19 protein-coding genes, 2 tRNA genes and 1 CRISPR repeat array are annotated in these 18,086 nt (G+C 52.2%); of the genes, 19 read left to right on the top strand and 2 right to left on the bottom strand.

What is annotated here, in order from left to right:
• Nucleotides 1–54: 54 nt before the first annotated feature.
• The 16 genes from HMPREF0721_RS06010 (at nt 55) to csm6 (ending at nt 13,909) form a co-directional block, all read left to right on the top strand.
• Nucleotides 55–861 carry a transketolase gene (locus HMPREF0721_RS06010; RefSeq protein WP_156788706.1) on the top strand — a complete coding sequence of 269 codons (807 nt, stop codon included), beginning with the start codon at nt 55–57 and terminating at the stop codon, nt 859–861.
• 30 nt (nt 862–891) lie between these two features.
• Complete coding sequence (locus HMPREF0721_RS06005) at nt 892–1,827, top strand: transketolase family protein (RefSeq protein WP_006598744.1); 936 nt, start codon at nt 892–894, stop codon at nt 1,825–1,827.
• A 97-nt stretch (nt 1,828–1,924) separates the two neighbouring features.
• Nucleotides 1,925–2,578, top strand: coding sequence for a fructose-6-phosphate aldolase (gene fsa / locus HMPREF0721_RS06000; protein WP_006598743.1), 654 nt, complete (start codon nt 1,925–1,927; stop codon nt 2,576–2,578).
• Nucleotides 2,579–2,688: 110 nt separating this feature from the next.
• Nucleotides 2,689–2,773, top strand: a tRNA-Tyr gene (locus tag HMPREF0721_RS05995).
• Nucleotides 2,774–2,795: 22 nt separating this feature from the next.
• A tRNA-Thr gene (locus HMPREF0721_RS05990) sits at nt 2,796–2,871 on the top strand.
• Nucleotides 2,872–3,051: 180 nt separating this feature from the next.
• Nucleotides 3,052–3,816, top strand: coding sequence for a CRISPR-associated endoribonuclease Cas6 (cas6, locus tag HMPREF0721_RS05985; protein WP_006598742.1), 765 nt, complete (start codon nt 3,052–3,054; stop codon nt 3,814–3,816).
• The gene (gene cas10, locus HMPREF0721_RS05980) at nt 3,806–6,217 is read left to right on the top strand and encodes a type III-A CRISPR-associated protein Cas10/Csm1 (protein ID WP_006598741.1); all 2,412 of its coding nucleotides are present in this window, start codon (nt 3,806–3,808) and stop codon (nt 6,215–6,217) included. Before cas6 ends, cas10 begins: the two co-directional genes overlap by 11 nt.
• Nucleotides 6,204–6,602, top strand: coding sequence for a type III-A CRISPR-associated protein Csm2 (gene csm2, locus HMPREF0721_RS05975; RefSeq protein ID WP_006598740.1), 399 nt, complete (start codon nt 6,204–6,206; stop codon nt 6,600–6,602). The genes cas10 and csm2 overlap by 14 nt, the downstream gene beginning before the upstream one ends.
• Nucleotides 6,603–6,607: 5 nt before the next feature.
• Entirely contained in the window at nt 6,608–7,309 is a 702-nt protein-coding gene (csm3, locus tag HMPREF0721_RS05970) for a type III-A CRISPR-associated RAMP protein Csm3 (RefSeq protein WP_006598739.1), read from the top strand.
• Nucleotides 7,306–8,250: a type III-A CRISPR-associated RAMP protein Csm4 gene (gene csm4 / locus HMPREF0721_RS05965; protein ID WP_006598738.1), complete on the top strand. Its 945-nt coding sequence runs from the start codon at nt 7,306–7,308 to the stop codon at nt 8,248–8,250. The genes csm3 and csm4 overlap by 4 nt, the downstream gene beginning before the upstream one ends.
• Nucleotides 8,247–9,338 carry a type III-A CRISPR-associated RAMP protein Csm5 gene (csm5, locus tag HMPREF0721_RS05960; RefSeq protein ID WP_006598737.1) on the top strand — a complete coding sequence of 364 codons (1,092 nt, stop codon included), beginning with the start codon at nt 8,247–8,249 and terminating at the stop codon, nt 9,336–9,338. Before csm4 ends, csm5 begins: the two co-directional genes overlap by 4 nt.
• A 133-nt stretch (nt 9,339–9,471) precedes the next feature.
• Nucleotides 9,472–10,232: a CRISPR direct-repeat array (repeat unit 36 nt; unit sequence ATTTAAAAACAAAAGCCCCCGTAAGGGGACGGAGAC).
• Between the two features lie 184 nt (nt 10,233–10,416).
• Nucleotides 10,417–10,596: a hypothetical protein gene (locus HMPREF0721_RS05955; protein ID WP_006598734.1), complete on the top strand. Its 180-nt coding sequence runs from the start codon at nt 10,417–10,419 to the stop codon at nt 10,594–10,596.
• A 22-nt stretch (nt 10,597–10,618) separates the two neighbouring features.
• Nucleotides 10,619–10,798 (top strand): YjcQ family protein, encoded by a 180-nt coding sequence (locus tag HMPREF0721_RS12815; protein WP_006598733.1) that lies wholly within the window; start codon nt 10,619–10,621, stop codon nt 10,796–10,798.
• A 354-nt stretch (nt 10,799–11,152) separates the two neighbouring features.
• A complete protein-coding gene (gene cas1 / locus HMPREF0721_RS05950; RefSeq protein WP_006598731.1) occupies nt 11,153–12,151 on the top strand; it encodes a CRISPR-associated endonuclease Cas1 in 999 nt (332 codons plus the stop codon).
• Nucleotides 12,152–12,155: 4 nt separating this feature from the next.
• Nucleotides 12,156–12,479: a CRISPR-associated endonuclease Cas2 gene (gene cas2, locus HMPREF0721_RS05945; protein WP_006598730.1), complete on the top strand. Its 324-nt coding sequence runs from the start codon at nt 12,156–12,158 to the stop codon at nt 12,477–12,479.
• A gap of 20 nt (nt 12,480–12,499) precedes the next feature.
• On the top strand, nt 12,500–13,909 hold the full coding sequence (gene csm6, locus HMPREF0721_RS05940; RefSeq protein ID WP_006598729.1) for a type III-A CRISPR-associated CARF protein Csm6: 1,410 nt from the start codon (nt 12,500–12,502) through the stop codon (nt 13,907–13,909).
• On the opposite strand, the gene HMPREF0721_RS05935 is transcribed toward csm6, so the two are convergent.
• Both HMPREF0721_RS05935 and trkA read right to left on the bottom strand, forming a co-directional pair.
• The gene (locus tag HMPREF0721_RS05935) at nt 13,890–15,431 is read right to left on the bottom strand and encodes a TrkH family potassium uptake protein (protein WP_006598728.1); all 1,542 of its coding nucleotides are present in this window, start codon (nt 15,429–15,431) and stop codon (nt 13,890–13,892) included. The genes csm6 and HMPREF0721_RS05935 overlap by 20 nt on opposite strands.
• A 9-nt stretch (nt 15,432–15,440) precedes the next feature.
• A complete protein-coding gene (gene trkA / locus HMPREF0721_RS05930; protein WP_006598727.1) occupies nt 15,441–16,796 on the bottom strand; it encodes a Trk system potassium transporter TrkA in 1,356 nt (451 codons plus the stop codon).
• Nucleotides 16,797–16,924: 128 nt separating this feature from the next.
• On the opposite strand from trkA, the gene HMPREF0721_RS05925 reads away from it, so the two are divergent.
• From HMPREF0721_RS05925 to HMPREF0721_RS11505, 3 genes are all read left to right on the top strand, one after another.
• Nucleotides 16,925–17,119, top strand: a complete 195-nt coding sequence (locus HMPREF0721_RS05925; protein WP_006598726.1) for a hypothetical protein — start codon at nt 16,925–16,927, stop codon at nt 17,117–17,119.
• Nucleotides 17,120–17,699: 580 nt separating this feature from the next.
• Nucleotides 17,700–17,870: a hypothetical protein gene (locus HMPREF0721_RS11795; RefSeq protein ID WP_006598724.1), complete on the top strand. Its 171-nt coding sequence runs from the start codon at nt 17,700–17,702 to the stop codon at nt 17,868–17,870.
• 31 nt (nt 17,871–17,901) lie between these two features.
• A complete protein-coding gene (locus HMPREF0721_RS11505; protein WP_006598723.1) occupies nt 17,902–18,072 on the top strand; it encodes a bacteriocin in 171 nt (56 codons plus the stop codon).
• Nucleotides 18,073–18,086 lie beyond the last annotated feature (14 nt).

Below are 18,086 nucleotides of genomic sequence, written 5' to 3'. Positions count from 1 at the left end.
GGGTAGACGTCGGCGATCGTGAACCAGCAAGCATTGCAAAAGAAGGAGCATTTTATGGCAGATCTGAAACCTATTGCAAAGGAAATTCGCAGAGACATCGTTAAAAGCATTGGGAAAGCGGCCTCCGGGCATCCCGGCGGATCGCTGTCCGCGGTGGAAATTTTGACCCTGCTTTATTATGAAAAGATGAATGTGGATCCGGGGGATCCGAAAAAGGCGGACCGCGACCGCTTTGTGCTGTCCAAGGGGCATGCGGCGCCGGTGCTTTATGCCACGCTGGCCGAAAGGGGCTTCTTCCCCAAAGAAGAGCTCGATCATTTAAGACAATTGGGGGCGATGCTCCAGGGGCACCCGGCCATGGATCACGTGCCGGGGGTGGACATGTCCACCGGATCGCTGGGCCAGGGTTTCTCCACGGCGGTCGGCATGGCGCTGGGCGCGAAGATCGACGGAGCCGGCTGGCGCACCTATGCCCTGCTCGGCGACGGCGAAATCGAAGAGGGTATCGTCTGGGAGGCGGCCATGGCCGCAGCCCATTACGGCCTATCGAACCTGACCGCTTTTGTGGACAACAACAACCTGCAGATCGACGGTCCGATTACCGACGTCATGAGCCCCTATCCCATCGACGAAAAATTTGCGGCCTTCGGCTGGAATGTGATCAACGTGGCCGACGGCAACGACTTCGATCAGCTGCGTGGCGCGCTGGCACAGGCCGAAGCCTGTACCGATAAGCCCTCCGTGCTCGTCTGCAAAACGGTGAAGGGCAAGGGCGTCTCCTTCATGGAAAACCAGGTCGGCTGGCACGGCAAGGGCCCGAACGCCGAAGAGGTGGCGCAGGCGCTGAAGGATCTGGCATAATCGGATTTTCGAACAAGGAGTAACAACCGAATGGAAAAACAAGCGACAAGAGAAACTTACGGTAATTATTTAGCGGAGCTCGGCAAAGAAAATCCGGATATCGTCGTGTTCGACGCCGACCTGTCCGGCGCGACCAAAACCGGCACCTTCAAGAAAGCCTTCTCGGACCGCCATTTTAACGCCGGGATCGCCGAATGCGACCTGATGGGCATGGCCGCCGGGATCTCGACGACGGGCAAAATTCCCTTCGCCAGCACCTTTGCCATTTTCGGCGCCGGCCGCGCCTTCGAAATCATCCGCAACAGCATCTGCTATTCCAAACTCAACGTGAAGGTGGCCTGCACCCATTCCGGCGTTTCCGTCGGGGAAGACGGCGGCTCCCACCAGTCGGTGGAAGACATTGCGCTGATGCGCGTGCTGCCCAACATGACGGTGCTCGTCCCGGCGGACGCCGTTGAAACCAGACGCATGATGGACGCGGCCATCGCCATCGACGGGCCGGTCTATATCCGCCTCGGCCGTCTGGCCACCAATGTGATTCTGCCGGAGGATTACCGGTTTGAGCTGGGCAAGGCCGTGACCCTGCGCGAAGGCAGCGACGTCACCATCATGGCCATCGGGCTGATGGTGGAACGCGCCCTCGACGCCGCCGAACGCCTGGCCGCCGACGGCATCAGCGCCCGGGTGCTCAATATGGGCTCCGTCAAGCCCATCGACCGCGACGCGATCGCAGCGGCGGCGAAGGAAACCGGCGCCATCGTCACCGCGGAGGAACATTCCGTCATCGGCGGGCTCGCCGGCGCCGTGTGCGAAGTGCTGGCGGAAACGGCGCCCGCCCCGGTGGAGAAGGTCGGCATCGACGACGCATTCGGCCAGTCCGGCAAGGCTCTGGAGGTGCTCGAACATTACGGTCTTACCGCGGAGCATATCGCGGCGGCGGCCAAAGCGGCCATCGCCCGCAAGTAAAACAGAAAAACGGTTCCGGTTTCGGCCGCAGCCGTTTTAAATTGTGCCAAAATCGCCGATCGGGGCGAGAATTTAAAGATAAAGAGGAGCGTGTATTATGAAATTTTTCCTGGATACGGCCAATGTGGACGCCATCCGCAAAGCCAACGACATGGGTGTGATCTGCGGGGTCACGACGAACCCGTCGCTGATCGCCAAGGAAGGCCGCGATTTTAACGAAGTCATCAAGGAAATCACGTCGATTGTCGACGGGCCAATTTCCGGCGAAGTGAAGGCGACGACCACCGACGCCGAGGGCATGATCGCCGAGGGGCGCGAAATCGCGAAGATTCACCCGAACATGGTGGTGAAGATCCCGATGACCGCCGAAGGGCTCAAGGCCACCAAGGTGCTCTCGGCCGAAGGCATTCGCTGCAACGTCACCCTGATTTTCTCCGCCGGCCAGGCGCTGCTTGCGGCCATGGCGGGCGCGGCCTATGTGTCGCCGTTTCTCGGCCGTCTGGACGATATTGCCACCGACGGGGTCGAGCTGGTGGTGAACATCGCGGAAATTTTTGACGTGCAGGGCATCGACACGGAAATCATCGCCGCGTCGGTGCGCCACCCGATGCACGTCGTCGACTGCGCGGCCGCCGGGGCCGACATCTGCACCGTGCCGATGAAGGTGATCGACCAGATGATCGCCCATCCGCTGACCGACCGCGGCATCGAAAACTTCAAGAAAGACTATATCGCCGTCTTCGGCGAATGAGCAGCCCCTGGGAGGCCGGCCGTCGTCGGCCTCCCGTTTTTTTATTTTTTGGCGAATTGTGCTTGACTTTGGGGGACGGGTTGGGTATGATATAGAAGTTCCGAAAACATGGGGAAATGCCCGAGTGGCTAAAGGGGGCGGACTGTAAATCCGTTGACTGAGTCTACGATGGTTCGAATCCATCTTTCCCCACCATTTTTTTAAATTTATAACGCGCGCCTTTGTAGCTCAGTTGGTAGAGCACCACCGTGGTAAGGTGGGGGTCACCAGTTCGAATCTGGTCAAAGGCTCCAGTTAAAAGATCGCAGACCTTCGGGTCTGTTTTTTTTGTGGGCGAAGAGGAGACTTCGTAAAATTGAGAAAAAATGAGGAAACATGAGAAAAAACGAGCAGTAATTCAAAAAATTAAATTTATATTTCATTGCAAACCGTTTATGTTAAAATGTTATTAACCTAAAGGAAAGATGTGAGAAATGATGTTATCAGAACTCATTTTAGATTTAAAAGCCGACAGTCCGAATTTTGGTTATTATCAATCGTCTAATTTGCAGGGCGTTTTGATGGAATGGATCGCTTCGGACGATGCCCAGGCCCTGCACCGGCAGCGGCGCCATCCTTATAGTCAGTGCCTTTTGCGCGAAGACGGGCAGTGGCGGTGGCATATTCGAACGACCAATCAAAGGGCGAATGAGCAAATTATTCAACCGATTTTATCGCGGAACGTCTCAGAATTTGAACTGACCGGCAAGCCGATGAAGATTTCGGTTTTGAGCCGCGCCTATCGGGAAATACCCCAAGAAAAATTATTGGCGCATTTTTATCAAAGGGATTACAGCCGCTATTTGCACATGGCCTTTCAATCGGCGACAGCGTTTAAACAAAGCGGGCGTTATCAGATTTTTCCGGATGTGCGGCTGATCTTTCAGAGCCTGATGCAAAAATACAGCGCTTCGAACGATATGATTGAGATGGCGGATGAAAAGACGCTGGAACAATTGTGCCGGGAAAGCGAGATCGTTCAATACCGTTTGCGAAGCGTGAAATTTCCAATGGAAGGCATGGCGATCCCCGCTTTTATGGGCACGGTGACCATCAAGGTGAAGGGCGCTTCTGCCATGGCGAAATACGCGCGGATGCTGGCAGAATTCGGCGAATTTTCCGGTGTGGGTGTGAAATCGGCCATGGGAATGGGGGCCATGCATTTGATTAAAGAAAGGCGGAGAAGACATGAATCATGATGAAATCGGCTTGGTTATCGGCGGTTTGCTGCACGATATCGGCAAGGCTGTTTATCGGCAGGGGGAAGAAAGAAAAAATCATTCCGAGCTGGGATATGCTTTTTTAAAAGAAAAGATTGGCGTGAAAGATGCCGACCTGCTGGCATGCGTTCGCTATCACCATAGCGATGCTTTAAAAAATGCGCATCTGGCGGCGGATGCTCCGGCCTATATTGTTTATATGGCGGACAATATGGCCTCGGCCGCCGACCGAAGAGAAAAAGAGCAGGCGGAGGAATTTGGATTCGATCAGCAGACGCCGTTGCAGCCGGTTTTTAATCTGCTGAACGGCAACCGCGGCGACAAATGGTATGCGCCGGGGATTTTGGCGGTCGGGGAGGATCACACAGCCGATCAGATCAATTTCCCGGTGGCGGAAAAAGCGGTTTTCAGCCGGGAGCAATACGATCAGATTGTGGCCGGCATGACAGACCGTCTGCGGGGAATCGACTGGGAGCATCCCGGCGCATACATCAATTCTATTTTGGAAACGCTGGAAGCCAACCTTTCGTTTGTTCCGGCCTCAACGGCAAAAGGGGAAGTTCCGGATATTTCCCTTTACGATCGCATGAAGATGACCGGCGCGATGGCCGCCTGCATCGGTCAGTATTTAAAAGCACAATCTATTCAGGATTATCGGGAGGTCCTCTTCAAACAGGCAACGGCATTTTACGATCGGGAGGTCTTTTTGCTGGCCTCGCTGGATCTGTCGGGCATTCAGGCCTTTATTTACACCATTACGTCGGAAGATGCCCTTCGGATGCTCCGCGCCCGATCCTTTTATTTGGATTTGCTCGTGGAGCACATCGTCGATTCGCTGCTGGAGCGGCTTTCTCTGACGCGCTGCAATTTGATTTATGCCGGCGGGGGCCATTGCTATCTGCTGCTGCCCAACACGGAGCAGGCCAAAGAGACGTTTGATAACGGCCTCGCCTCGGCCAATCAGTGGTTTTTGGCGCAATTCGGCGCCGCGCTTTATATCGCCGGCGGCTATGTGCCCTGCAGCAGCCATGCGCTTTGTGATAAGCCGAAAGGTCGTTATGCGGCTTTGTTCCGGGCGGTGTCTTCAAAACTTTCAAAGCAGAAAATGCAGCGTTATTCGCCGGATGATATTAGAGCGCTCAATCAACGGGGGGAGAAAAATTACGCCCGGGAATGCGCGGTGTGCAAAAAAATCGGCGCCGTGAACGCAAGCGGGCGATGCCCGATGTGCGAGGCGCTCAAGCAGTTGTCGGCCAACATTTTATACGATGTGTTCTTTTATGTGACGCGGCAGAGCCAGGAAGATAAAACCGGCTTGCCCTTGCCTTTTGGCTGTGTGCTCAAAGCAGCGAAGACAGAACAGGACGTTAAAAACGCGATGGCATCCAGTTTGGACTTTGTGCGGGTTTACGGCAAAAACCAATTGCTTACAGGCGAAAGACTTGCCACAAAGCTATGGGTCGGGGATTATACCACCGGAGACACCTTCGAGGCTTTTGCCAAACAGGCGCAGGGCATCCGGCGCATCGCCGTTTTGCGGGCAGACGTCGACAATTTGGGTCATAGCTTTGTTGCAGGCTTCGATGACCCGGCCAATCAAAACCGCTATGTGACGTTATCGCGGACGGCGACCTTGTCCCGGCAGCTGTCGCTGTTTTTCAAATTTTATATCAATAAGATTTTAGCCTCGCCCCAATTTTCGCTGACAGACGCGCGTCCTGAGAAGCGTGCGGCGACGATTGTGTATTCCGGGGGCGACGATGTTTTTATTGTCGGCGCCTGGGATCAGGTGATTGCCCTCGCGATCGATTTGAAAAACACCCTTGCGGCCTACAGCGATGGCACGTTGACGCTGTCGGCGGGCATCGGGATTTATCCGGCCAAATATCCCATCAGTGCCATGGCCGAAGAGGTGGCGGCGCTGGAGGATCAATCCAAGCATTACCCGAGGAAAAACGCCGTGACGATTTTTGACGATGGCAAAACCCATCGGGCGAAAGGCGACGACGGCGAGGCGGTCGTCAGCGACGGCACCACCGACTGGGAGACCTTTGAGAAGCAAGTGATCGGCGAGAAGCTTCGCGTGCTGAGGGCTTTCTTCGACCGCACGGAAGATCGGGGAAAAGGCTTTTTGTATCGCATCCTCGATTTGATCCGCAGGAGGGACGACAAAATTAATTTCGCCCGATTGGTTTATCTGCTGGCCCGGCTGGAGCCGGATCAAAAAGCCCCGGAAGCCGTTAAAGCGGCTTATGCGCATTTTGAAACGCACGTTGTCAGGTGGGTGCAGAATCCGGAAGATGCCAGGCAGCTCAAAACTGCGATTTATATTTATGCTTATTTAACAAGGGAGGAAGAAGAAAACGATGAAGAGCATTAATCCAAAGACTTATGTACCGCGCGCCGCGCATGTGATTCAGGATTTGTATCAAAATAAACAGTTACCATCGACGACGAAAATACGGGATCTTTTGGCGATGACGTCCAGTATCTATAATGAAATTTTAATTCAGCGACAAGATGAATTGTCAGCGGAGATGGTTGAGCGTATTGAATACTTGAAAATCCGGTTTCTCTATGAAGCAGGAAAAGACAAAGACACGTGGTTCTTTATTAAAAAGGCCGGTTTGCTTTCAATTTTAGATGAGATTGAAGCGAGTAGAAAAAATTATTTGTTATTCAGCCGATACATGGAGGCTTTGGTAGCTTTTTATAAATATTTTATGACAACCAAAGAGATAAGTGATTATGGGAAGGAGCGCTAAGGGGGATGTTTGGAAAAATACAAATCACAGGACAAATCAAAGTGGTCACGGGGATGCATATCGGCGGCAGCACGGCGTTTGCGGCGATTGGCGCGGTGGATTCGCCGGTGGTTCGCGACGTTCGAACCAATTTGCCGATGATTCCGGGCAGCTCTTTAAAGGGGAAGATGCGCGCGCTTTTGGCCCGGGAATTGAATACAAAAGTGGCAGCCAGCGCGGATCAGGACGACGAGCGGATCTTGCGGTTGTTCGGTTCGGCACAAAAGGGCAGCCTGCGCCGCAGCCGCCTGATTTTTTCGGATCAATTTTTGGTCAATGAAGAGGCGCTGCGGGATCAGGGGCTTTCGAGCATGGTGGAAATCAAATTCGAAAACACCATCAACCGGGCGACGGCGGTGGCCAATCCCCGGCAGCTGGAGCGGGCCGTCCGCGGGTCGGTCTTCGATCTCAATTTGATTTACGACGTGGACCGGGAAAGCGATTCCGAAGAAATCGAAGCGGATATGGCGACATTGGCGGAAGGAATGTGCCTGCTGGAAATGGATTATCTGGGCGGCAGCGGCTCCCGGGGCTATGGCAAAATCCGGTTTTTAAAGCTGTCGGCCCAAAAAGCCATCGGCGATTTGCCGGCGGATCTGATTGCGCGCTGCAACGAGGCGCTTCAGAGGGTTCGGGCGAATATGCCCAGCGCAGAAGGCCCGCAATGAAAACGGCCTTGATTCAATTTGAATTTTCATCCGGGGTCCACTTCGGGGATCAGCGGCTTGAAAATGGGCGCTCGACCTTTGGCGCGGACACGCTTTTTTCGGCCCTTTTTATTGAAGCGCTCAAAAGGGATGAAGCCTGTGCCGAAGCGCTGTTAAACGCCGTTCGGGACGATCGGCTGAATTTTTCGGACGGGATGCCTTTTATGGATGAGCGTTATTATCTGCCCAAGCCGTTTATTCACATCGAGAACAAAGCAGAAGCCGGCGATTCCAGCGTTAAAAAGGCGTATAAAAAAATGGCCTATGTCGCGGTGGATTGTTTTGATGCCTTTTTAAAGGGGGAAATGCCGCTGGCACGGACCAGGGATTTGGAGGCGCTCGGCCGCTTCGATATGAAAACACAGGTCTGCCTTCAAAACGAGCGCGATTCGGGGCAACAAGAGCCTGAACCCTATCGCGTTAAGCATTTTTATTTTAATCCGGATTGCGGGCTTTATATTTTGGTGCGCGCGGCGGGGGAGGAAGAGCGGCAGCTGATGGCCGACCTGCTGACGAGTTTGTCCTTCGTTGGGATTGGCGGCAGGCGTTCTTCCGGCCTGGGCAAATTCACCTGGCAGGAGGCGCCGGTTCCCCGGGCGATCGTGAACCGTTTAGCGGCCGGCGGCTCTTTGCATATGACGTTAAGCAACGCCTTGCCGGCGGATGGGGCGCTATCCGCCGCGCTCGCAGGCGCGAGTTACAAACTGGTCCGGCGGGGCGGCTTTGTGGCGTCGGCGGCCTATGCCAGGGAGCAGCTGCGCAAGCGAGACCTTTATGTGTTTGCGGCGGGCTCTTGTTTTAAAACGCGCTTTGCCGGGCAGGTTGCCGACGTGAGCACCGGGGCGGGCAGCCACCCGGTGTATCGCCTGGCGAAACCCTTTTGGATGGAGGTGAGCCGATGAAAGCACAAACCTTTCGGATGACGTTAACGGCGCAGGGACCGGTATCCATCGGCAGCGGGGAAGAAATTTCCAAAAAGGAATATGTGTTTTTTCCCGAGAAGCGGCGAATTGTGGTGATGGCTATGCCCAAGCTTTACGCGCTGGCTCAAAAAAAGAATCTTGGTTCCTTCTTTGAAGATTTTCTCTGCCCGCCGCCGGGTCGTCGCAGAAATCAGGATTTAGGCAGCTGGATTTGCAAAAACCGCATCAGCGGGAAGGAGCTCGATACCTGTGTGCGCTATATATTGCCGACGGGCGCGATTGAAACGAGCCGAAACTATAATGTTTGGGCCTTCGTTAAAGATCCCTATGGCAAGCCCTATGTGCCCGGCAGCAGCGTCAAAGGGATGCTGCGCACTGTTCTGCTCACCGCGCGCCTCTGGCAAAACCACCGGGCGTGGCAAGCGGAGATTGACGCTTTAAAAAGCGGCCGAGGCAATAGAAACAACTATCTGAAAAGGGAGATTGACACTTTGGAGGCCAGGGCCTTCCACACGCTCGGCCGGCCGGGCACCCGCCGGGAGGATGCGGTGAACGACGAACTTTCCGGCCTGATCGTCAGCGACAGTGAGCCGCTGACCTTAAAAGATTTGATTTTGTGCCAGCGGCTGGAGCACAAACCCGACGGTAAAGAGAAAACCCTTCCGATTTTAAAAGAAAGCCTGCGCCCGGGGACGCGGATTCGCTTTTCATTGACCATTGATCCCAGCCGATGCGCCCTCACGAAGGAGGCCTTGCTGGAAGCGGTCGCGCGCTTTGACGAGGTGTATCAAAAATGCTTTTTAAGCGCCTTTTTGGGGATGGACCGTTTGACCGGCAGCGAGGTTTATCTCGGCGGCAATGCCGGCTTTGCCACCAAGACCGTCATCTATGCGGCGCTGGGGCGGCAGGCGGGGATTCAAACGATCCGGCAGATTTTTCAACAGACGAAGGTGCCCCGCAATCATCATCATGAGCGGAATCAGAAGGTTTCTCCTCATATTGTGAAGTGCGCCCGATATGGAGGCAAGCTTTATGAATTTGGCAAATGCCGGCTGGCTATCGAATGATTTTGCGCCGATGCCCGCATATCGGGCCTTTGGCGCAAAAATGGCCCAACACAGTCTCCTTTTTTACACAGATTTTTCTTTGCCCCGCAAAAAGGCATCCGGCCCGCACCGGCAGACGGATGCCGGCGGGAGGATTTAAAAACAAAAGCCCCCGTAAGGGGACGGAGACCTTTTAACGCCGGTCACACGAAAAAAGCGCGTGCATTTAAAAACAAAAGCCCCCGTAAGGGGACGGAGACCATTTTATAGCTATCGTCTCTATCGTACACAGCGTATGATTTAAAAACAAAAGCCCCCGTAAGGGGACGGAGACATTGCCAACGGCGAGTTTAATAAAAAACCATTTGTCATTTAAAAACAAAAGCCCCCGTAAGGGGACGGAGACTTTCCTGGCAGATATCGAATTGTTCCGCCAAGATCATTTAAAAACAAAAGCCCCCGTAAGGGGACGGAGACATATACACTGTCTTCATTACTTCCTCCTTTACTCATTTAAAAACAAAAGCCCCCGTAAGGGGACGGAGACCCGACCAGTGGCTGGCTAATATAAATTTTCATAGGCACATTTAAAAACAAAAGCCCCCGTAAGGGGACGGAGACCACTTCGGGCAAACCCCCATAAATAATTTTGATTCCACGATTTAAAAACAAAAGCCCCCGTAAGGGGACGGAGACGCCACACTTGACCGCCATTTAAAGAGTAGTAGTCAATATTTAAAAACAAAAGCCCCCGTAAGGGGATGGAGACATTTTCATTTTTCCAGCTTATCATTTTTTTACTTCCTATTTAAAAACAAAAGCCCCCGTAAGGGGACGGAGACTTTCTGCTCTGATATCTTTTGCCCAACTGATTTGCTTATTTAAAAACAAAAGCCCCCGTAAGGGGACGGAGACTCTCGGGCTATCAAGGATATATATACCCTTATGATTTTAGAGGAGAAGGAGCTTATATTAATGGTTATTTGAACAAAAATGTTTTGGGTGAGTACTTTTCTGAAGGTTATCGGTGTTATTGCTTAGAGCCAAGTGTCCTCAAGAAAAAGGATAAAGAATTGTATGATTATATTCGGGGTTTGCTATGAAACAAGAAGTTATCGACAAAGCCTTAGAAGCTAAAGATACCTTAGAATTCTATAAGATTTTGTACATAAATGGTTATAATGCTGACGATGAAAGTACGTGGCCCAAAATATTGCAAGATAAGTATAAAAAGTTAGTGGGAGATTTTGACTTTGATTGTGTCCCAGATTATTTTTAAAGCACCTGAACGGGGGTAGAAAATGAGCACAAGTTTTAAGATCATTTATCGCATTTTGTCCATTCTTGAAAAGTCTATGAATTATCCGGAGTTTGATCCGGATTCTATCAGCGCCAAAACGCTTGGTGTTTCAGAAGAACGGTGGCGGTTGTGTATCCAAATGATGGCTGATGACGGATATGTTACAGATGTGCAAATTTAAAAACAAAAGCCCCCGACAGGGGACGGAGACTGTCATTAAATTTGCGATACGTAAAAGGGGAACTGGGATTTAAAAACAAAAGCCCCCGACAGGGGACGGAGACTTTTGTGCTTTCGTCTTTCCAGCGGCGGATTTCATTTAAAAACAAAAGCTCCCGACAGGGGACGGAGACTCGTTAAAAGTTAGGTATTCGTTTCTCATCATCGTATTTAAAAACAAAAGCCCCCGACAGGGGACGGAGACATTTCCTGAAGCTTCATCATTCTGATGTCTTTTGCCATTTAAAAACAAAAGCCCCGACAGGGGACGGCCGAAAGTCTTTAATCATCAGAAAAATTTAAATCGGAGGTGTGTATGAGTTTGCTTTATGTCAGTGAGAACGGCGCGGTGATTCAATCCCAGGCGAACCGCATCGTTGTGAACACGAAGGACGGCGTGAGCCGGTCCATTCCCGTCGAAACCCTCGAGGGCATTACGCTTTTGGCGCCGGCCCAGCTCACAACCCAGTGTATGGAGACCTGCATGAAAAAGGGAATCGACGTGGTTTTCTTTTCGAAAGGCGGGCATTATTTCGGCCGGCTGACGGCCACGGGCTATCAAAAGGCGGGACTGCAGCGGCGGCAGGCAAAGCTGTATCACAGCGATTTTGCCATTGATCTCAGCCGGCGGATGGTCGCCGCCAAATTGAACAATCAAGCGGTGATGCTTCGGCGCTATGCCAGGAATCACGCGGTCGATGTGAATCAGGAAGTGATGCACATCCAATGGGCAAAGGAACGCGCTGCAAGCGAGCGAGCCATTCCGGAAATCATGGGATACGAAGGGCATGGCGCGAAATCCTATTTTAAAGGCTTATCGCGCTGCGTCGATTCGGATTTTGCGTTTTCCGGGCGCAGCCGCAGACCGCCGAGAGATCCTTTTAATGCGCTGATCAGTCTGGGCTATGCCATTTTGCTCAATGAGCTTTACGGGGAAATCGAATCCCACGGCCTGAACCCTTATTTCGGCTTTATGCATCAGGATGCCGAAAAGCATCCGACACTGGCCAGCGATTTAATGGAAGAATGGCGTGCCGTGCTGGTGGATTCGTTGGCGATGAGCTTGCTCAACGGTCACGAGCTGGCCGTCGGCGATTTTGAAAGCGATGACGCGGGCGGCTGCTATTTGACCAAAAAAGGGCTCGCTGTTTTTTTGAACAAGATGGAAAAGAAAATGCAGACCAGCATTCGCTACCTTCATTATTTGGATTATCCGGTGACCTTCCGGCGGGCATTGGGATTTCAGGCGGGGCGCTTGGCCAAAGCGATCGAAGCGGAAGATGCCGCCCTTTACGATCCCATTTTGATCAGGTGATCTGATGGAAAGCGCATCTTATCTTTTGGGGGAAGCGGCCGGCCGCGCGCGAAGCCGTCAAATTTTTGCTTTGATTATTTACGATATCATCGACAACAAAAAGCGGTACCGGCTTTCAAAGCTGTTGGCAGGCTATGGCGATCGGGTCCAGCGTTCGGCCTTCGAAGCGCGTTTGTCCCAAAAGAAATACGCAGAGCTTTTGGCAAAACTGCCGCGTTTTTGCGGAGAGGAAGACAGCATCCGCGTGTATAAAATCGTCGGCGAAGGGCAAATCCAAACTTGGGGAGTCAATGCGGGCGTGATGCAGGAAGATGTCATTTTGATTTAAGATAGAAAAGGAGTTATCAAATGGGAAAAACAATTTTATTTTCGCCGGTTGGCGGGACGGATCCGATCTCGTGGAACAATGGCTACGACGGAGCGATGCTGCACATTGCCCGGGTTTATTGCCCGGATAAAATTATTTTGTATCTGTCGGCGGAAATGATGGAATTTCACGAGAAGGACGATCGTTATATGTATTGTCTTGAAAAGCTGGCTCGGCTTCAAAATCGCGCAATGCCGGAAATCGAAATCATCGAGCGCCCGGAGTTAAGAAATGTCCAGTATTTTGATATTTTTTTCGATGAATTTTGGGAAAAAATCAGTCAAATAACGGATGAAATGGCGGAGGATGATGAGCTTTTGCTCAATGTGTCGTCCGGGACGCCGGCGATGAAAAGCGGGCTGGAGGTGCTCCAGACGATTCGCGGCTTTTCCCGAAAGACGCGTCTGATTCAGGTGGATACGCCGACAAAGAAAATGAACGAACACGCGCACGAGGGCTTTGACGTCGAGCTCGCCTGGGAAGTGGACGTTGATAACGCACCGGATTTTAAGAACCGCTGCCACGAATTTGAATGCCGTTCGCTCAAGAATATTCAAGACGAGGAGATCATCAAGCAGCTGGTGAAAGACTACGATTATCGCGCTGCGATGGCTGTGGCAAAAGACATGCCCGAGCCGGATCCGGCGTATCTGGACAAATTAAAGCTGGCCCGGGCCCGGCAGCTGCTGGATTTTTCAACAGTTACTAAATTAGAGAAGAAAACCGGCATGGATGTTACGCCGGTCAAAAGCGGCGACGCGCGAAAATCCTTTGAATACGCCCTGCTGCTCTGGATCAAAAAAGACCGCAGGGAGTATGTGGATTTTTGCCGCGCCCTGACGCCGCTGATCGTCGATTTGTTCGAGCAGATTTTGCGCTGTCAATGCAAAATCGATATCAATCAATATGTTTACGGGGATTTCCCCGGATGGGTTAGGCGGAAATGCGAGGAAGAAGGATGGAACGAGGAAGAAAGAGAAAAAAGATTTCGGGGCGCCAAAATTTGTAAATGGCATAAGGGACGATTAAAACAAGACGAAAAAATTTTTTCGGTTTTTCAAAAAGCTTATTCAAGCGGGGTTGCGAATAGGAACATTTCTTCCGACCATTTGTTAAAATTGATTGAGGAATTTTGCAAAAATCGCGCCATCCGGGATGCGGCCAAACAGATCCGCGAAGTGGAAGAGGCCATCCGCAACGATTCGGCCCATGAGATGGTCTCCGTCACAGAGGACGTGATCGAACATCGAACCGGGCTGACGACCGACGAAATATTGAAATTAATCAAACGCTTATTTGGCTATACCGGCTATGGCATCAAAGAAGCCGATTGGCATTCCTATCAGGCGATGAATCAGGAAATCGTTCAAGCTATCGACGCGGGAAAATAAAAGCATCGTCCGGGCATAAAAATACCGGCAGCCAAGGCTGCCGGTATTTTTGGGTTTTCCCGTCGCGGGCCCAGGATTTGCGCCAGGTGGCGGGCATGAAGAGCATGAGCACGGGAAAAAGCTCCAGCCGGCCGACGAGCATATCAAAGGTGAGCACCAGCTTGCTGAAGGCGCTGAAAGCCGCAAAGTTTTTGGCGGGGCCGACCCCGGCGAGCCCCGGCCCGATGTTGTTGATCGTGGCGGCCACCGCGGTAAAATTGGTCTCCAGCGAGAAACCGTCGAGGCTGATAGCGAACACCGAAAGGCAAAAGATCATCAGATAGGCCGCGAGAAAGACGTTGATGGCGCGCAGCACCTCGTGGGGCACCACGTGCCCGTCGAACATCGTCTTGCGCACTGCCCGGGGATGGGTCAGGGTGAAAAGCTCCTTCTTGATGGTCTTGAGCAGGATGATGACCCGGGAGACCTTGATGCCTCCGCCGGTGGAGCCGGCACAGGCCCCGATGAACATCAAAAGCACGAGAATCCATTTGGAGGCGGCCGGCCAAAGATCGAAATTCGCGGTGGAATAGCCCGTGGTGGTGATGATGCTGCCCACCTGGAAGGTCGCGGCGCGCAGCGCGTCAAGAAAGTGGCGATAAAAGTCGGTCTGGCGCATCAGCTGGGCGGTGATGAAGACGATGGCTGCCCCGATGACGGCCAGATAGCCCCGGATCTCCTGCATGCGAAACGCCGGCCGGACTTTGCGCTGGTAAAAAATCAGATAGTAAAAACTGAAATTCATCCCAAAGAGGATCATAAAAATGGCGACGATCCATTGCTGGGCGGCGGTATAATCCGCGCAGCTGGCGCTTAAAATGCCGAAGCCCCCGGTGCCGGCGGTGCCGAAGGTGATGCACAGCGTGTCGAACAGCGGCATGCCGAAGAGGAGCAGCAAAACAATCTGCACACCGGTGATGCCGATATAAAGCTTGTAGAGGATGGCGGCCGTCCCCCGGACGTGGGGCACAAACTTGGAGACGTTGGGCCCCGGGCTTTCGGCGCGCATCAGGTTCATGTGGGTGCCGCCCTCGCCGGGCATCAGCATCAGGATGAACACCAGCACGCCCATGCCGCCGATCCAGTGGGAAAAGCTGCGCCAGAACAGGCTCGCGTGGGTCAGGACCTCCACATGCTTCAAGATCGACGAACCGGTGGTGGTGAAACCGGAGGTGATTTCAAACAGCGCGTCGATATAGCCGCGGATCTCGCCGGTGAGCACGAAGGGCAGCGCCCCCACCAGGCTGAGCAAAATCCAGGCAAAGGCGACGATAACATAGCCGTCCTTTTGATAGAGCGCCATGTCTTTCGGTTTTTTGGAGAACAGCTGGCCGACCGCCACGCAGCCGACGAGCAGCACGAGATAAACCGGGGCGACGGCCCATTCGCGGTAGACGGCCGCAGTGATAAGCGGCAGGGCAAAGAGCAGCCCTTCCACCCGAAGCACGGCGCTGAGCACGTAGCGAATCATCGGAAAATTCACGGCGGCCTCCTAATTCAGCAGAATGTCGGCGATGTCCCGGAAGCCGGCATTGGTGGTGACCACCACGGCGGAATCCCCGGGCATCAGGGTGTCTTCGCCGCCGGGAATCACGAAATGATCGCGGCGGATGATGCCCGCGACCAGGGTGTCCGGCTTGATGCGCAGTTCGCGGAAGGGGATGTGGGTCAGGCGGCTGCCCGATTTGATGGTGAATTCCATGGCTTCGGCCCGGCCGTCGGCCAATTTGTAAAGCCGCTCCACGTTGCTGCCCACCGAATTGGCCATGGCCCGCACGTAGCGCAGGATGGATTCGGCGGTGATGCGCTTGGGATTGACGATGGAATCCAGCGAAAGGCTTGCGATCACCTCGTTGAAATCCAGATGGCTGATCTTGGTGATCACCTTCTTTTTGACCTTGTTCATCGCGTAAAGGGAGAGGATGATATTCTCTTCATCGATGCCGGTGCTGGCAATCAGCGCGTCCATATCGGAAAGATGCTCTTCCCGCAGGACGTTTTCGTCGCTGCCGTCGGCGTTAATAATCGCGGCGGCGGGCAGTTTTTCGCACAGCTCTTCGCAGCGGGCGCGGTTCTGCTCGATGATTTTGACGCCGATGCCCGTTTTGATGAGCATCTGCGCCAGATAATAGGCCGTTTCGCTGCAGCCGACGATCATCGCGTTTTTGACGGCGTTGGTTTTAAAGCCGATCCGGTGGAAAAAGTCCGAGGCACGGTCCGGCGGCAGCACCACCGAGAGCACATCGCCGGCCTGGATGCAGGTGCTGCCGTCGGGGATGGCCACCTGACCGTTCCGCTCGAGGCAGCACACGAGCACATCCTGGCGCAGCAGCGGCACATCCTTGACCGCACGGCCGACGAGGGGCCCCGCCGCCGGCGTTTTGAAGCGGTACATCTCGATGCGCCCCTTGGAGAAGCTGCTGATATCGATGGCGGTGGGAAATCGCAGCAGCCGGGAGATTTCCCGGGCAGCGGCGTATTCGGGGTTGATCGTCATCGACAGGCCCAGCGCCTTTTGGATATAGGCACGGTCTCTCAGGTAAATCGGATCGCGCACCCGGGCGATGGTTTTGCATTCGGAAAACCGGCGGGCCAGCACGCAGCACAGCAGGTTGACCTCGTCGCTGTAGGTCACGGCGATGAGGATATCGGTCCCCCGGACATCGGCCCTTTGGAGCACCTCGTAGCTCGTGCCGTTGCCCGCAATGCCCATGACGTCGTAAACGTTGGCCGCCTCGCGGACCCTCTCCGGGTTGGTGTCGATGATGGTGACGTTGTTGTCTTCCTTTGAAAGGTGAGCGGTCAAAGTCTTTCCGACCTTTCCGCAGCCGACAATGATAATTTGCATGCCTCTTCTTTCGCTTTCCTTTTTTCGGGCGGCGCGCCGCCGTTACTTTTGAATCGGATTTATTATAGCATAGTAAACGAAAACGCTGGAAAAGTTTTTTAAAGGGAGGCAGGGGAGCGGTAAAAGCGATGAAAACGGAAAATGAAGCGGGCGTGGGCATCCAAAAGGGCGGTCGTAAAAAGCTGACGACCGGAGACGTCACCGCGATTTTTGAAGCGGGCCCGGAGAGGCGCGACGACGCGAAAAACGCCGGAAGGCAAAGACCCTCCGGCGTTTTCTTGGTTCTGCTGTTAAACGGCGGCAATAAAAAAACCGCTCGGTGATCCGGACGGCGGCTTCGCAAAGGGAATAGGCGTTAGATAAACGGCACGAATGATCAAAAAATCAGCGACATTTGCGTGCCACAAGTAATTAAATATCGAAGCCATATAATAATATATAATCTTTTGAATATGGGAAATAGAAATATGATTCATCAAAAACTGGTATACACTAATATTTTTTGCTTAAATTGAGTGCCAAAATTTGTCTGCATTAATATGTATATTCAAAGACTAAACCAAATAAAATTTAATAACAGCATACGGGTGCTTCTCTGTTATACGCAGGGAGCATCTATTTTTATTGGAATCATTCTTCGGTGGAATAAAAGTGAAAATGTGACAACAAAGATATATCTTTGAAGAGATAAGACCTATGAATGCAAAAGATAACGGTAGGCATAACAGCTATAAAATTTAAAAATATATGAAAAAAGATTTTTGAAAGATCTATATAAAAAAATGGAATAAAGTGAATCTAACTTTTTGTTGATTCTAAAATTACAAATAATTATAATTAATCTATAAATATTTACAGATTTATAGCTATAGCAACGATCTATATGTAAAGGAAGAGATTATTATGAACAATAATGAAAAAAATTTAAGTGGGGAAGAGCTTCAAAAGATAAAGGGAGGCAGTTTTATCGGGTATGCTATTGGGTATATGATTGGTTCTGATGCTTATACAATGACACATTACACAAGACATAGAAGAAATAGATGGATTCAATCTCATCGCCACAAAAAGTAGTTTGTATTCTTTATATAATGAGGAGAGAAAAATGAGTGAATTTAACACATTAACAGAAAGAGAATTGGCTAATGTTTCAGGTGAGGAGGGGGTGGTATTGCTTTTACTGTTGCATCGGAAATTTCCGATTTTATTAAGGGGATTCAAAAAGGATACTCGAAAGCTAAAAAAAGAAATAAACGCCGCAAAAAACATTAATTAAAAATGGTGAATCAG

Origin of the sequence: Pseudoramibacter alactolyticus ATCC 23263 (genome assembly GCF_000185505.1) — a bacterium.
GTDB classification, from domain to species: Bacteria; Bacillota; Clostridia; order Eubacteriales; family Eubacteriaceae; genus Pseudoramibacter; species Pseudoramibacter alactolyticus.
This window is presented reverse-complemented; position numbering and strand designations above follow the sequence as displayed.

Coding starts and splice junctions, on each gene's coding strand:
- HMPREF0721_RS06010 (WP_156788706.1), top strand. CDS start 55: ATGGCAGATCTGAAACCTATTGCAAAGGAAATTCGCAGAGACATCGTT.
- HMPREF0721_RS06005 (WP_006598744.1), top strand. CDS start 892: ATGGAAAAACAAGCGACAAGAGAAACTTACGGTAATTATTTAGCGGAG.
- fsa (WP_006598743.1), top strand. CDS start 1,925: ATGAAATTTTTCCTGGATACGGCCAATGTGGACGCCATCCGCAAAGCC.
- cas6 (WP_006598742.1), top strand. CDS start 3,052: ATGATGTTATCAGAACTCATTTTAGATTTAAAAGCCGACAGTCCGAAT.
- cas10 (WP_006598741.1), top strand. CDS start 3,806: ATGAATCATGATGAAATCGGCTTGGTTATCGGCGGTTTGCTGCACGAT.
- csm2 (WP_006598740.1), top strand. CDS start 6,204: ATGAAGAGCATTAATCCAAAGACTTATGTACCGCGCGCCGCGCATGTG.
- csm3 (WP_006598739.1), top strand. CDS start 6,608: ATGTTTGGAAAAATACAAATCACAGGACAAATCAAAGTGGTCACGGGG.
- csm4 (WP_006598738.1), top strand. CDS start 7,306: ATGAAAACGGCCTTGATTCAATTTGAATTTTCATCCGGGGTCCACTTC.
- csm5 (WP_006598737.1), top strand. CDS start 8,247: ATGAAAGCACAAACCTTTCGGATGACGTTAACGGCGCAGGGACCGGTA.
- HMPREF0721_RS05955 (WP_006598734.1), top strand. CDS start 10,417: ATGAAACAAGAAGTTATCGACAAAGCCTTAGAAGCTAAAGATACCTTA.
- HMPREF0721_RS12815 (WP_006598733.1), top strand. CDS start 10,619: ATGAGCACAAGTTTTAAGATCATTTATCGCATTTTGTCCATTCTTGAA.
- cas1 (WP_006598731.1), top strand. CDS start 11,153: ATGAGTTTGCTTTATGTCAGTGAGAACGGCGCGGTGATTCAATCCCAG.
- cas2 (WP_006598730.1), top strand. CDS start 12,156: ATGGAAAGCGCATCTTATCTTTTGGGGGAAGCGGCCGGCCGCGCGCGA.
- csm6 (WP_006598729.1), top strand. CDS start 12,500: ATGGGAAAAACAATTTTATTTTCGCCGGTTGGCGGGACGGATCCGATC.
- trkA (WP_006598727.1), bottom strand. CDS start 16,796: ATGCAAATTATCATTGTCGGCTGCGGAAAGGTCGGAAAGACTTTGACC.
- HMPREF0721_RS05925 (WP_006598726.1), top strand. CDS start 16,925: ATGAAAACGGAAAATGAAGCGGGCGTGGGCATCCAAAAGGGCGGTCGT.
- HMPREF0721_RS11795 (WP_006598724.1), top strand. CDS start 17,700: ATGAACAATAATGAAAAAAATTTAAGTGGGGAAGAGCTTCAAAAGATA.
- HMPREF0721_RS11505 (WP_006598723.1), top strand. CDS start 17,902: ATGAGTGAATTTAACACATTAACAGAAAGAGAATTGGCTAATGTTTCA.